We start from the raw sequence: 15,936 nt of genomic DNA, 5'->3' as shown, positions 1-15,936 counted from the left end.
TTTTACCAATTTTTTATGGAAAATTTTCTTTTTATTTTTAAGTTATTGATTTACAATACACCCAAAAAACCACCTGAAAACAATCAGGCAAATAAATAACCGGCAAATTTAAATTTCAGACAATCTTTACGACAAGAATATTCTGAATACATAGAAAAATCGGTTTTTTAAACCATCATTCTTTGATTTACGTTCTTCAAATTTTTCCAAATTGTCCTGCTACTATAATAAACGGTCATTACTAATATCATAAAAAATAAAGCTTTACATCATGACAACTTCTCAGTTCTATTAGAAAGACCGCAGTCAAAAAAGATATCGTTATCGATAGATGTAACCGGTCACGTTACGATAAAGTAACACGACAGGAATATTTTCCGGAATTTCATAAACACCCATCGTTCACAAACACTAAAAAAACAGTATATTTGCGGAAATCAAAAACAACTGATAGCAATAAGTATGGCACAATCACCTTCTATCCCCAAAGGGACAAGAGACTATTCACCGGAAATAATGGTGAAACGGAATTACATATTCGACACGATTAAAAGTGTTTTCAAATTATACGGTTACATGCCTCTGGAAACTCCGGCAATGGAAAATTTATCTACATTGATGGGAAAATACGGAGACGAAGGAGACAAACTATTATTTAAGATATTAAATTCCGGAAATTTCATAGCGGATATTTCTGACGAAACATTACTAGACAGAAACATTCCCCAATTGACCCATAAAATTTCTGAAAAAGGTCTTCGCTACGATCTGACTGTTCCCTTTGCACGATTTGTTGTCCAGCATCAATCGGAAATTGCATTTCCTTTCAAAAGATATCAGATCCAGCCGGTATGGAGAGCCGACAGACCGCAGAAAGGACGTTACCGGGAATTTTATCAATGTGATGTCGATGTAGTAGGGAGCGATTCTTTATTAAATGAGGTCGAATTGGTCCAAATTGTAAACGAAGTATACAAGCGACTGAAAATCAATGTACGACTCTTAATCAACAATCGAAAAATTTTGGCAGGTATCGCCGATATAATCGGTTATCCCGACAAACTCACCGATATTACAGTAGCTATCGATAAAATGGATAAGATCGGGAGAGAAGCTGTCAATCAGGAATTGCGGGAAAGAGGTATCGATGAAGAAGGTATTGCTAAATTGCAACCGATACTGGATCTAAAAGGCAGTAACGAAGAAAAACTGGCACAGCTTCAGACCGTACTGAATGAAAGCGAAACGGGACTGAAAGGAATTGAAGAATTGAGTTTGGTATTCGATTATTTGAAAACATTGAATATTTCCATCGATATCAAATTAGACCTGACTTTAGCCAGAGGATTGAGTTATTATACAGGAGCCATTTTTGAGGTAAAAGCACTGGATGCTGAAATCGGAAGTATTACGGGAGGCGGACGCTACGATGATTTGACGGGCATATTCGGTTTAAAGAATGTTTCCGGCGTAGGAATCTCTTTCGGGGCAGACCGGATTTTCGACGTTATGAACCAACTCGATTTATTCCCGGCAGACACAAAAGCAACCACACAGATTCTCTTTGTCAACTTCGGAACAAAAGAAGAAAAATTCTGCTTATCCTTGCTCCAGTCCTTACGTCAGCAAGGTATAAATGCAGAATTATATCCGGATGCTGCAAAAATGAAAAAGCAGATGACGTATGCAGATAAAAAGGGAATACCTTTCGTAGCATTGGTCGGCGAAAACGAAATACAATCCGGTACAGTAGCTTTAAAAAATATGCAGACCGGCGAACAAGAAAATGTAAAAGTCGAAGAATTAGCACATAAAATATGTTGATCCATAAAAAAGAACACAGACCTTTAAAAAGTCACGGATACGATTCCCGCTGTCCGTGACCTTGAATATCTTTTCATTCCGCGTTTTATCAATTTTTAATTATCAATCATCTATTTTTCAATTACTATGATACATTATATATCTCCCGTTCCGCTAACGTTTGAGACGATAGAAAACATTTTAAACAAAGGATATAAATTAGCTTTATCCGAAGAAAGCAAACAATTAATCAATGATTGCAAAGCCTATCTGGATGAAAAAATTGCAAGATCGGAAAAACCGCTATACGGCATCACGACCGGATTCGGCTCACTTTGCAAAATCAGCATTTCTCCGGAAGATCTCAGTCAGTTACAGGCTAATCTGGTCATGTCCCATGCTTGCAGTGTCGGTGAACCCATTCACAAAGACATCATTCGTTTGATGTTATTATTAAAAGCCCATGCATTGTCTTTGGGTAAATCGGGAGTACAACTCGCCACCGTCGAGCGGATCATCGATATGTACAATCACGATGTACTTCCGGTTGTCCGCGAATTGGGATCTTTGGGGGCATCCGGCGATTTGGCTCCTTTGGCCAATTTATTTCTACCGCTTATCAACGAGGGGACTGTTTATTACAAAGGAAAAATTCAGGATGCCAAAGAAGTTAATGAAAAATTAGGATGGAGCCCGATTGCTTTAGGAGCAAAAGAAGGTCTGGCATTACTTAACGGGACCCAATTTATGAGTTCCCATGCAGTATATGCATTATTGAAAGCTTTCAAAATTGTAAAATATGCCGATATTATCGGAGCGATCTCACTGGATGCTTACGACGGACGTATCGACCCCTTCTTACCGCAAATCCATGAAGCACGTCCTCATCCGGGACAAATTGAAACGGCAAGGAACATCCGGGCATTATTAAAAGATTCTGAATTTCAACAGAAACCCAAAGTACGTGTGCAGGATCCCTACTCTTTCCGCTGTATGCCTCAAGTACACGGCGCCTGTAAAGATACGGTCATGTATGTCGCTTCCGTCGTTGAACGGGAGATAAACTCCGTAACCGACAATCCGACCATATTCGTCGAGGACGATATGATCGTTTCCGGCGGTAATTTCCACGGAGAACCCCTGGCACTGGTACTGGACTTTTTAAGCATTGCACTGGCCGAATTAGGAAGTATTTCAGAACGCCGTACTTACCGCCTGATTTCGGGCGACCGGGGACATTTACCGGAATTTCTGGTAGCTAATCCGGGATTAAATTCCGGATTTATGATCCCGCAATACGCTGCTGCTGCCATCGTCAGCAAAAATAAACAACTTTGTACTCCTTGCTCTGTCGATTCAATTCCTTCCTCCAACGAACAGGAAGACCACGTCAGTATGGGAGGAAACGCAGCGACCAAAACGGTAAAAGTATGTGAAAACGTAGAACGTATCCTGGCTATAGAATTACTGAATGCAGCACAGGCTATCGATTTGCAGCGTCCGGGCAAAACCTCACCCTACCTGGAAGAGTTTTTAAAAGAATTCCGGACCATTGTGCCTTTCAACCAGGAAGACCGGGTTATGTATAAAGATATCGATGCAGCAACCGCATTTTTACAAGAAGGAGAATTCCATACAAACTAAATATTAAACATACATTCAATAAAAACCGTCTGACGATCTTTTCAGACGGTTTTTTCATTTTATATTATACCCATAATCCTCCCTTACAAAAAAAGAATTGCAAATCACAAATCAAAAGTAATTGAACAAATCTGTAAGCCAGTCATGACAAAAATGCCGAAGAAGTCAACGGACTTATAAAAATAATTCCATAACTTTATGGAATTCGTGTCAATTATACATCTATGCAATAAGGAAACAAAAATACAGATCATGAAAACATTACTCACTCTGATTTTTTTATCAGCTTTTTTGGGAAGCTTCGCCCAGGACAAATGGGAAACCTTATGTAAAGAAAAACCGCAAACAGCATTACAAGAAGCCCGGAAATTATTTGAAAAAGCCCGGAAAACCGATAACAGCCCGGAAATGCTTCAGGCTCTTATCATACAAATCCGGTGTCAAACGGCCATTGACAGGGATTCTATGCCCGCACTGATTCAAAAAACAGAAAACATACTACAAAACAGCAACAATCCGGAGGAACAGAGTATCCTCCATTCCTTGTTAGCCGATCTTTACTTGAATTATTACAATTACAACCGTTATCAAATCAATCAACGTACTCCGCTAGCCGATTTTATTCCTGAACATATAAATGAATGGAGCCGGAATTTATTCTATGATCAGATCAGCCGGCATGCCCTGGATGCGCTTCAACCCCAAAGCTTATTGAAACAAACGCCGGCAACAGCTTATAAACCCATACTTCTCCTGGGAAAAGATTCCCGCTCACTACGTCCGACATTACTGGACTTTATCGGTTACAGAAGCATCGACCAACTAAAACAACTGGAAAATTCTTCGACAATTTCCCAAACGGCGGTAGACAGTCTGTTGGTAGCCCTACCGTTTTTTTTACAACAGCCCCTCCCCGGTTCACTTTCCGGCTATACACTCAACATATTGAAAATATATCAACGTCTGCTTCACGCCGGCATGTCTTCCTCCAATCCAGAAGCTTTACTATGTGCTGAACTAAGCCGATTACATTACATAAAAAACTTATCTTACGGAAATGACAGTCTCTATCTGGAACGATTACAGGAACTAGTTACTCAATACGACAACCAGCCTTTAATAGTCGAGGCTATTGCTCAAATTGCACAAACTAAATTAATTGACCGAAACAACACCGATACTGAAACAGTCTATCCGGAAATAATCGCTCTTTGTCAAAAGTACATCCGGAAATATCCGACTTACGCCCGTATTAATTTACTGAAACAAATTATCCAAACCATTAACCGTCCAGAATTGTCCGTTCAATACAACGACTATATTTACCCGGGCCAATCTTTAGTGTTACAAGCATCTTATTACCGGGCCAAAGAAATACAACTCGATATCTATCGTATAAAAGAAACGACAGAAGCCTATTACAAAACGGGAAACGATTCATCCTCGGTCAACAAACAACTCTTTTTCAGTAAAAAATACACATTACCTTCCCGGTATGTAAAAAGAGATACGACTTTTCGTATTCCCATTTCCCAAAGCGGACTTTATGAAATCGTACTGCGAAGCCCTAACAGTAAAAAAATAGTTAACACATTCATTTGTAATAGCTTATTCACAGTCTCACAAAAAGACAACCAAAAAATAACATTCATCGTCAGAGATCGCATGAGCGGAGCTCCGGTGTCCGACGCCCGCATCCGTATTTTCGCCCCTATTTCCGGAAAATACAGAAATTACAGGCAAATCACGGAAATCCGTACAAACAAACAGGGACAAGCCGTTTATAACAGCAGCAAATCACAGATTAACTACGAAGTCATCAATGACCGAAATCCGAATGGTCCTATATCTTCCGAATATTATTACACACCCCAACCCAATAAGGCCAGCTATTATACCGACATTTTTACCGATCGTCCCATATACCGGCCGGGGCAAACAGTCTCATTTTACGGTATTGCCTGGACCCGGACGCCGGACAGTACATATATCGAACCCAACCGGTCGTATGAAGTGACATTATCGGATCCCAACCGGCAAATCATCAACAAATGCACGGTAAAAACCAACGAATGGGGTTCTTTCAACGGCTCATTTACCATTCCACCCCAAACATTAAACGGAGAATTCCGCTTGAATATAGCAGGAAAAGGATATGCCTATATTACCGTGGCTGAATACAAACGTCCACAACTGGAACTCATTCTCCACCCGCAAAAAGATTCCTATGCCTTCGGAGAACAAATCCGACTAACCGGTAAAGTCAAAACCTATTCCGGAGTATCGTTACAGAATATTCCCATCAGTTATGAAATTACGTTACAATCATTCTATCCCCGGCCGAATGCCTCCGAAACCGTTATTACGGGAGAAACACAATCTGATCCGGAAGGTAATTTTTCATTCAGCTTTCAAGCTCAAAAACCGGTATCCTCGTACTATATGAACTCCTATTATTACAATATAAAACTAACAGCAACCGACACCAAAGGGGAAAGCCAGGAAATCATCCAACGTCTTCCGATTCAGGATGCTTTCTATAAATTGACTATACTCGGCAAGACTTACGTCAACAAACAAGACAAAAATCACTTCTATATCCAGGCTGTTAATGCTGCAAACGAAAAAATCTCCCGGACGATTTCATACAGCATAAGTAAATTACAGCCACTGACATCCTTAAAACAATCCTATAATCCGGACAGTGCCCGTATAGAGAAAACCTTATATCGAGGGGAATTAAACACCTTAACCGATTCTCTATACGTCGATTTTTCTTCGTGGCAATCAGGAGCCTATATACTTATTGCCCAAGAAAAGACACGTGAAAAAGACACCGTTACAACTAAAAAAATCTTCTATCTTTATTCTGCTCAGGACGCCAAACCTCCTTACCTGACCTACGAATGGCTGGTTAAAAACACATTCACCGCCCGTCCGGGGGAGGATATAGAAATTAACTTCGGTACTTCTGCCCGAAACGTATATTTATTGTATGAGTTATATACCGATAAAGGTCTGATCACACAAAAGCAAACCGTACTTTCCGACACGATCCTGCGTTTAAAGATTCCGTATGAAAAAACTTACGGCAGTAACTTTTGTGTCAATTTATCTTTTGTAAAAGACGATCAATTTTTCAACAACAATGTCCGTATATACAAATCAATAGAAGATAAAAAATTAGACATACACACACAGGTTTTCAGGGATAAGCTGATCCCCGGGCAATCCGAAACCTGGGAATTTTCGATCCGGAATACACAAGGACAAGGAGAAATCGCTGAAATTGCAGCCGTTATGTATGACCTTTCACTGGAAAAATTCAAATTTCATGCCTGGGATTTCCAACCCGACTTTTATTTTCGTACCAATTGTCCGGCATGGGCTTACAAGTCAAATCATAACTCCGTTGCCTGGTTCAGCTTCCCCTATCGCCCGGACAAATATCCGGATTTTGTCTTCGACCGCCTGAATTACTACGGTTATGATTTCCATCCCCTCATAGTATACTCCGTAGAAAATATGCTTGCCGTAAAGCAAGAAGTTTATATTACGGAGTATGCCAGCGACATGGAAGCATCTCCCGCCCCAATCAGGGAAAATTCAGCAAACCTCAAAACCCGGCAAAAAAATGCCGGTCACGGACAACAGGAGGACGCCTCCTCTTCCGATGATTATACCCGGGAAAATTTTGCAGAAACGGCCTTTTTCTATCCTCACCTGGTCAGCACCGACAGCGGTACGGTAAAACTTCATTTCACCGTACCGGAAACCCTGACCCGCTGGAAATTCATCGCTCTTGCCCACACCAAAGACCTGGCCTACGGTAAGATTGAAAAAGAAATCACGACACAAAAAGAACTTTCTGTCATGCCCAATATTCCACGCTTCTTCCGAAACGGCGACCAGACTGTCCTAAAAGCGACCATTAATAATCTCAGTTCCGGAACCTTACAGGGAGAAGCGATTCTGGAACTGTTCAATCCAACCGACAATACCGTCGTGCTGCAACGCAAAACCGATTTCCGGACAGAAGCGGGGAAAAGCAGTACCGTCGATTTTGAATTCGCTATTCCACAAAACACCAGTATACTCGGTTGCCGGATAATTGCGCGTACACCTGATTTCAGTGACGGCGAACAACATCTCATACCGGTATTGCCGGACCGCATTCTGTTAACAGATGCACTAGCCTTTTATGCAACAGAAAAAGGCAAACACCGGTTTGAAATGCAACCGGCCTCCAAAACCAAGCAAGACTACCGTTTGACGTTAGAAGTTACGGCAAACCCACTTTGGTATGCAGTACAAGCCCTCCCCCGGTTACAGGAAGCGCAAAACGACAACATCACCGATCTGGCCGCTGCCTTTTATACCAACACAATCGGTCATTCCATTGTAAAATCGAATCCGGCAATTGCCACAGCCTTGAAAACCTGGAAGATGACAGCTTCTTCCAATACGTTATTATCTAAACTGGAACAAAACAGCGAATTGAAATCCATACTCCTTGAAGCAACGCCTTGGGTTTTGGATGCTCAAAACGAAACAGAGCGTATACAGTCTCTCTCTCAACTCTTTGACCTCAATCGCCTAAATGATTTACAGAACCGTTCACTTCAAAAAATGGCCGATCTACAAAACGAAGAAGGTGGCTGGAGTTGGTTTAAAGGAATGCCCGCAAGCCATTTTATGACTTACAATGTCCTGACCATTATGGCCAAAGCCAGCCTTTCGGGACAACGGGAAGCCGGTGAGAAAGAAAAGTTCATGCAAATAAAAGCATTGCGTTATATCGATCAGGAACTGATCAAGAATTTCACTGCACAAGACACAACATTAACCCATAACCGTCTGCTTTACCTCTACACCAGAAGTTTTTATACGGATATTCCTCTGGGAGATGCCCTTTCCATTCATAAATCACTTCTGAAACAATTAAACAGACAATGGCCGGATTTATCCGTTTATGAAAAAGCTTTAGCCGCCATCGTTTTGTCCCGATACGGTCAAAAAGAATACGCAGAACGAATTTTAAGCTCATTAAAAGAATACGCTACACTCCGGCCGGATCAAGGAATGTTTTGGGCCAATAACCGATCCGGCTATTATACCAATTCCGCCATACTCATTCATACCACGATTATGGAAGCTTTCCATGAAATACAGGGAAATACGCCCGATATCGACCTGATGAAACAATGGCTGCTTCGTCAAAAACAAACCCAGAACTGGGGCGACGTCCCCAGTACGGTCGACGCTATATACGCATTGTTATTAACCGGCAAACGACAGCTTGACGAACCGGAACACCTGACAATAGCCGTCGGCAAAAAAGAAGTGAGTATTCCGGAAAACGACAATGTTTTCGGATATATCAAACAAACCTATACAACCGGAGAAATAACTCCCGATATGTCCACTGTGACCCTGGATAAAATACAGGATTCACCGACCTGGGGAGCTTTGTACCTCCAATATTTCGAGCAACTGAAGCAAGTACGGAAAAAGAAAAATACAACACTCCAAATCGATAAAAAACTTTTCATTGAAAAAACAACTGCCAAAGGGAAAGAATTACTCCCCATCGATAAAGAATTACACCTGGGCGACAAGATAATTGTACGCCTGACCGTCACCCTCGACCGGGATATGGAATACCTGCATATAAAAGACCTGCGGGCAGCCTGTTTCGAACCGGTCGAACAAATTTCCGGTAATCAATGGAAATACGGTACCTGTTATTACGAGGAAATTAAAGACGGAATAACTAACTTTTTTATCCATTACCTGGCCAAAGGCAGCTATACTTTTGAATATGCCTTATGGGTCAATCAAGAGGGAACATACCAGGACGGCCTGGCAACCATCCAATGTCTGTATGCACCGGAGTTTGTCTCTCACAGCACTACGACAAATATAAAAGTGAATTAATTCTTCAATTTACCCTACAAAAATGTCCGCAAAACCTGCTGATTTTGCGGACATTTTATTTTTTTGAATACTTACTTATCTATAACCAGACGGAATCCCGAACCATGAATATTCTCGATCCTGACACTTTCGTCATCTTTAAAAAATTTACGTAATTTTGTAATATATACGTCCATACTCCGGGCCGTAAAATAATCATTAGCCCCCCAAATCTCATTCAACGCTTTTTCCCTGGTCAGAAGTCCATCCTGGTGTTTGTATAATAATTCTAATAAATGTGCTTCTTTGGGTGTCAATTTAATAACCTGATCCCCGTCCCAGGTAACCGTACGCAATTCCGTATTAAAATCATATCTTCCGATTTGAATAACTTTCAGTCTGTCCTCGCCACTGTCATGCTCACAACGGCTGAGAATTGCTTTTATCTTCAATATCAGCAACTCAGAATCAAAAGGTTTTATGATATAGTCGTCTGCTCCGATCTCATACCCTTGTTTCATATCTTCTTTCAGACTCTTGGCTGTGATATAAACGAAAGGAACGGATGAATCGATTTCCCGTATCTTCTTACCCAAAGTAAAACCGTCCATTTCCGGCATCATTACATCCAGAAGGCAAATGTCAAATCTTTCCTTACGAAACGCTTCCAATCCTTCGTTCCCATTTACACACAGCGTCACTTCATAGTCAGATAACTGAAGATAAGACTTCAACACAGAACCAAAACAAGGATCATCTTCTACCAATAATATCTTTTGTCCCATACAATATTTCCAATAAATTAGTTGGCTAATTTACTATTTAAAATTAAAAAAGCAATATATTACTCTATTCTAAAAATAATCTCGACTAAAGTTCCTTTATTCTTTTTCGAAGTAAGACGCATAGAGCCATTATGCAACTCTACAATCGATTTTGCATAACTCAACCCCAATCCGAAGCCTCTTACATTGTGCAAATTTCCACTCGGTACCCGGTAAAATCGCTTAAATACCTTCCGTTGAGCCTCTTTTGAAATACCGATACCATGGTCCTGTACTCCTATAATCCGCATATCTCCCTCTCTCCGCGTAAAAACCTCTATTTCCGGAGCTCCGGAAGAATATTTGACGGCATTATCCAAAAGATTGGATATGACATTCATCATATGTACCTGATCCACGTAAAGGATAAAATTTTCAACTTTTAACCGACAAGCCAAAGTACCTCCGGCAGTTTGTACCTGTAACATAAAATGCCCCACCGCTTCACGGATCAAATCATTCATATCCGTTTCCACACGATTCAAATGAATTTCCCGACGGTCTAATTTCGCCTGTTGCAATATACGTTCCACGTATTTATTCATCCGCTCGTTCTCGCTTTTAATAATCGAATTGAACTGCAATAACTGTTCCTTATCATTCAAAACTTTTTCTTTAGCAATAGCAGAAGTAGCTAAAGAAATAGTAGCAATAGGGGTCTTAAATTCATGGGTCATATTATTGATAAACTCGCTCTTCATCACAGAAAGTTTCTGTTGCCGCATGATAATGAGTATTGTCACTGCAAATACGATCAATAAACCGAAAACACAAAAACCGGATGCAAAGAACAACCATCCCATATTTTCAATGATAACCGGTTGCACCGATTTAAAACGTATGCCCAGATAATAATCTTTCTTAATGTAATCGTAAGGGAAAAGATCCACATAGTAAAAATTTTCAAGCTCCTTGTCCCTTACCTTATCCAACAAATCTTTTCTGGATAAGATTTCATATGTAAACGGTATACGTATGTTATATCCCCTAAAATAACTGGTAAGCAAACTTTGCAAATCTATACTCTCCAACCTCTTCTGGATTGAAACATTCTGCGGATCCTTTTCTTTGACCAACCGGATCATAAAATCCTTCAACTTCTCGTTTATCACCGAATACAGATTGGGTTCCCGGGTTGTGTCTACAGCCGAATAACCAATAGATTTAATCGTTTGAACAATAAACTCCTGGTTGCTTAACTTACGTACCCCCGAATGCGGTAACGGTATTTTCTGAGGAGCAATATAAGAACGCTCCTGATTCAAACGGTTGATATCCGTATGTAAAAAATCATACAAATAGGTTGAAGACCATCCCCCCATAACATTCCCCCCTGCCGAAGAAGCTATCAATTCATTGTAATTCTGAATTTCCCCCAATTGTTTCTGGACTTCCCGGAGATATTTCAGATAATTGATCTCTTCTACCCGGTTCACAACCCGGTTCAATACATCGTAAACCCGGGAAGAAAAACGAGTCTGCCGTTCCTGAAGAGCATACTTTATCCAAATCCACTGGACAATAACTACAGCAGAAAAAGCCGTAATCATAAACACCAACAACACCCGGATAATAATCTTTTTAATCATATCCTATTACGTATATTTCTTTGATACCGAAGTAAAGTCAAAAGGTAAAATTAATATTATTTTCAATGCAGACAAATTCACGCTCTCAACAACTGAAAAACATTTTCTAAAAAAAGAAAAAGGATGCCCACGAATGAGCATCCTTAAAAACAACTAAGTAATAAAAACGGGAAAACAAAACCACTTTCGTGGTTTATATCTATTGCAATCTTTCAGTCAACAACTGATAGATATTACTTTCTTTATTCTCGATACACATACTTTCAAACAATCTTTTTTGAACATCCGCACTATCTTTCAGCTCATCCCATATCAAAAACAAAGATAATTCCTGGCTCGGATTCATTTCAATCAACTTCTCTATATACTCAAACCGATACCGCTTGAATTTTTCCAAACGCCTCCGGTAACTTGCCAATATAAATTCACCACGACTATTAAGAACTTCCCTCCGTTGCAGATTATGAATCATTTTTTCCAATTCAGCCAAAGGCATATCATACCTTTCTTCCAAAAGCTGTTGTAAAAAAACATATTCTTCCGCCAAATCCGAGCCTGTTACTGAAATCCGACCGATATCAGCCAAACTGCCTTCAATCTGAATTTTCCGATGCGAATCGATTATAAAATCAATCGACCGTCCTTTATCCAAATTCAGCCAGACCCAAGCCGGTACACTCACCCCTTTGCTTTTCAAATCGATTTTCCCATCCACCACATCCTGCTCTGCAATTACAACAGTATCATTTGTCTGCGGCTCGATCATCGCCAATGTGATTTTTCCTTCCAACCCCTCAATCTCTCCCTTTATAACCGTTACATCAGAGTTACAAGCATATAATAATAAACCCGCTATTATCCAAAACACCTCCGACATTCTCATCACACCGTTGTTAAAAATGAACTTCTTCAGGAAAACCCACACAAATATATAAATTAATTAAAAAAAACAAAAGATTTTCCTAAAAAAGATCAATGAATCTGTTGTTTATTCAAAAAATGCAGGATAGCGCCGGAAGGCCGGGGGGCATTCGAACTTACGATTTTCCCTTCCGGATCAACCAGAATAAAACGCGGCACACTGATAATCATGTAATCCTGATTGAATTTCCCATTCTTATCTATAATAGCTTGCATGCCCCCGTATTTTTCTTTCTTTAATGCTCTCTCCCACTCCGACTTCCGATCCGTTCCGTCTATAGATACACACAAGAACTGAATATTCTTTCCTTCATATTCCTTTTCCAACAACTTTATATAAGGTAATTCTTTTTTACACGGCATACACCAACTTGCCCAGACACTGATGTACAGATACTTCCCCCTGAAATCTTTCAACCGGATCGTTTTTCCATTTCCTCCCTCCAAAGTAAAATCAGGCGCCGGCTCTCCCACCAATAATTTCTCCCAACGGCTCACGATATCCTCAATATATTGGATACGTTTGGAATCCTTACACTCGCGCCGGAAAACTTCCAGCAAATGCCCGGCTCCCTCTAATCCATTATTTTCCCACATATACCTGTATACCACCTCCGACAACAAAAAGTCACGGATATCCGGTTTGGTAAAATGAACAAAAATATAATCGGCAATACCACTTGTATAATTCTCTCCGGCATCGTATTGGTTACCCCCTTGAAAATATACATAATTCAACAAGAACTTACGATAATCACGGGTAACAAACAATTCGTCATGATCCAAAGAAAAAGTCGATAAAAAATCACTAAACATTTTTCCCGGATGATAAGATCCGACCTGATTCTGCTGCCGATAAAACGGATATACCAGGATACGCTCTCCTATGGAGTAACGAATTCTCAATTTTTCAATATCCGTAAAAACAGCATCAAAATTCTTAGCTTCAAGCAATGTGGTCTTCTCTTCAATCAAACGTTGCATTTGTTTGACAAAGTCTTCCTCTTCCAAGGCATAATAATCCTTATTGAAGAAAACAGCCATTTCCTGCTCCTTCATATAATTATTGATCCCCCCCAAGCTTCCGCTGAAATTCAAAGATCCGGAAATATTCAACATATTAACATATATCTCCAGGTCTTCACCGGGACTTAAATACAAATCGAGAGAATTCGGTAAGAAAGAGGCATAAACGCCTTTTTGCAACGGTATCGAACCTGCAAAAAAGCCATTCTCATCCAATGGAAAAGAATAAATCGTGTCATCAACCCATACAGAAACAATCGTATCTCCGTTTTCTACCCGGCCACTGACAATAACGGCATTCTTCCGGGCACAGGAAGACAACAATAAAAATATTATTATTGCACCCGCGATAATTTTCATTTAGTTTCCCCTGTTTTTATTATGAACAAATATAAACAAAGAGAAATGTAATCCGTGTTAAAAAAAACCTAATAAAAAATGGCGGCTTCGATAAAAGCCGCCATTTTATTATAATTAAAGTTCAATTACTTAACAATTGCCTGAAAGTCCGGATTCTGGAAGAATTTAGCAAATTCTATATCCGTTTCTGCCAGGTTCTTCATAGAAGAATCTTTTGCACAAGCATCTTTCAGGTTTGACATAACCATATTAGCATCATTCGTTCTGGCTCCGATAACAGCCTTCAGGTAAGAAGCCAATGCAGAATTGTCTTTGCCTTCGTTCAATTTCTTCAATGCTTCGTTGTTATTACCGTTCAGCAAATTAGCCAAAGCAGCATTTACACAGTTGCATTTTCCGAAATAATCAACAGCAGCTTTGTAATCCCCTTTCATGATAGCTACAATACCTTTGTTATAGTTTACTTCGTTACCTGCACCGGTTGCCGCACCAAACAAAACTTCTGCCTCTTTCACATTGCCGTTTTTCAATTCAACTGCACCCAAATTGTTTTTCACAATCTTATTATTTGCAGACAAACTGTTTGCTTTGTCGAAATCGGATTTAGCCTGAGCAATTTTACCCATTTCAAAAAGAATCATACCGGCATCGTTAAAACCTCTCCAATCATTCGGGAACTGTGACATTACAGTTTCATAAACAGCCAATTTATCAGCATCGTTATCGAATAAAGTAGCGGCATATAACAATTCTTCAACATCCAATTCTGAAGGATTGGATTTAGCCAGGTCTTTGATCTGTTCGTCAGATTTTCCTACACGCTCTGCATTTACAACAAATTTAGAACGTCTCAATTTCGGAAGAATCTGATCTGCAATTGCAGAGTAAGCAGAAGCGATATTTTTAATTTCTCTTTCTCTCACTTCCGGATCAGAATGCATGGCCAATACACGAAGAATCAACTCTTTGTCACGGATGCTGGAAGCTTCCATAGCCTTTTTGAATCCTTCCCAGTCTTCTGCTACCACATATTTCTTGAAGAAATCCAAATTCTTATATTCATCCATTTTGTTTTTCTTCATATTCTTTTTCAGGAAATTGTCTGAAGCACCCTCACGTTTGTTTGCTAATTTATCATTCCAGTCATAGGATCCGTCCGGAGAAGCATAAGACTGAATTTCAACGTTTTTCAGATTTACATTTTCATCCGCTTTAGCCTCCTTCAGGAATTTCTCCATAGCCAGAATTTCTTCGGATTTCACCTGATTGTTACGAATCTGGGAAGAGTTGATCAGATAATAAATAGCAGCTTCATTCTGTTCCGGAGTAATTCTTTGGAAATTATCCTTACCCAAAACAATAGCCGGATCATTATTTACCAAAGTTGCTGTAGCTACGATACCGTCAGCAATCTTAATCGGATCGAAATCAACCGACTTGGCACCTTTAGAAGCCTGTACCTTCACTACAAGATCTGAAATTCTCATAGCGTCTTCATAAGGCATCTGACCGGTGTAAGAAATTGTTTTACCAGCTTCATAAGGCACAACAACGTTATTTCCCTGAACATTTTCTCCCTGCAAAGTCTGTGAGGCAAAAGCTTTTTCACCACCTTGGTATTTCAATACGGGAGTCGCTACTGCCGTAACATTCTTGTTAAAGAATTTAGCAGGAATAGTCACGTCGATTTTTACATCAACCATATTCCCTTTCTCTTCCAATACTTCAGGTGTTACTTTATAACCTAATTCTCCAGCCCTTTTTTTCATTTTATTCAAAGGAGAACAAGAAATAACGACAACCCCTGCCAACATTAAAGTTGCAACTGATCTAAATGTCCTTTTCATAATTGT

Annotated in this window: 8 protein-coding genes; 3 read left to right on the top strand and 5 right to left on the bottom strand. The window is 39.9% G+C overall.

Annotation, left to right across the window (positions count from 1 at the left end; genetic code table 11):
- Nucleotides 1–462: 462 nt before the first annotated feature.
- From hisS to DD657_RS07650, 3 genes are all read left to right on the top strand, one after another.
- Nucleotides 463–1,824, top strand: coding sequence for a histidine--tRNA ligase (gene hisS, locus DD657_RS07660; RefSeq protein WP_021986753.1), 1,362 nt, complete (start codon nucleotides 463–465; stop codon nucleotides 1,822–1,824).
- Between the two features lie 126 nt (nucleotides 1,825–1,950).
- Nucleotides 1,951–3,447, top strand: a complete 1,497-nt coding sequence (gene hutH / locus DD657_RS07655) for a histidine ammonia-lyase (RefSeq protein WP_021986754.1) — start codon at nucleotides 1,951–1,953, stop codon at nucleotides 3,445–3,447.
- A 252-nt stretch (nucleotides 3,448–3,699) separates the two neighbouring features.
- Nucleotides 3,700–9,384, top strand: coding sequence for an alpha-2-macroglobulin family protein (locus tag DD657_RS07650; RefSeq protein WP_287049430.1), 5,685 nt, complete (start codon nucleotides 3,700–3,702; stop codon nucleotides 9,382–9,384).
- Nucleotides 9,385–9,455: 71 nt separating this feature from the next.
- On the opposite strand, the gene DD657_RS07645 is transcribed toward DD657_RS07650, so the two are convergent.
- The 5 genes from DD657_RS07645 to DD657_RS07625 all read right to left on the bottom strand — a co-directional run bounded on the left by DD657_RS07645 (nucleotide 9,456) and on the right by DD657_RS07625 (nucleotide 15,930).
- A complete protein-coding gene (locus DD657_RS07645) occupies nucleotides 9,456–10,148 on the bottom strand; it encodes a response regulator transcription factor (RefSeq protein ID WP_021986756.1) in 693 nt (230 codons plus the stop codon).
- A gap of 59 nt (nucleotides 10,149–10,207) precedes the next feature.
- Nucleotides 10,208–11,776, bottom strand: a complete 1,569-nt coding sequence (locus DD657_RS07640) for a sensor histidine kinase (RefSeq protein WP_068688485.1) — start codon at nucleotides 11,774–11,776, stop codon at nucleotides 10,208–10,210.
- Between the two features lie 199 nt (nucleotides 11,777–11,975).
- Nucleotides 11,976–12,659, bottom strand: coding sequence for a DUF4369 domain-containing protein (locus DD657_RS07635; protein WP_118773609.1), 684 nt, complete (start codon nucleotides 12,657–12,659; stop codon nucleotides 11,976–11,978).
- A gap of 89 nt (nucleotides 12,660–12,748) precedes the next feature.
- Nucleotides 12,749–14,083: a TlpA family protein disulfide reductase gene (locus DD657_RS07630; protein WP_021986759.1), complete on the bottom strand. Its 1,335-nt coding sequence runs from the start codon at nucleotides 14,081–14,083 to the stop codon at nucleotides 12,749–12,751.
- A gap of 125 nt (nucleotides 14,084–14,208) precedes the next feature.
- Nucleotides 14,209–15,930 (bottom strand): tetratricopeptide repeat protein, encoded by a 1,722-nt coding sequence (locus DD657_RS07625; protein ID WP_021986760.1) that lies wholly within the window; start codon nucleotides 15,928–15,930, stop codon nucleotides 14,209–14,211.
- Nucleotides 15,931–15,936 lie beyond the last annotated feature (6 nt).

This window comes from Culturomica sp. (genome assembly GCF_003524185.1).
Taxonomy (GTDB): domain Bacteria; phylum Bacteroidota; class Bacteroidia; order Bacteroidales; family Marinifilaceae; genus Culturomica; species Culturomica massiliensis.
The sequence above is the reverse complement of the archived record's forward strand: the minus strand, read 5'-3'. Positions and strand labels throughout refer to the sequence as shown.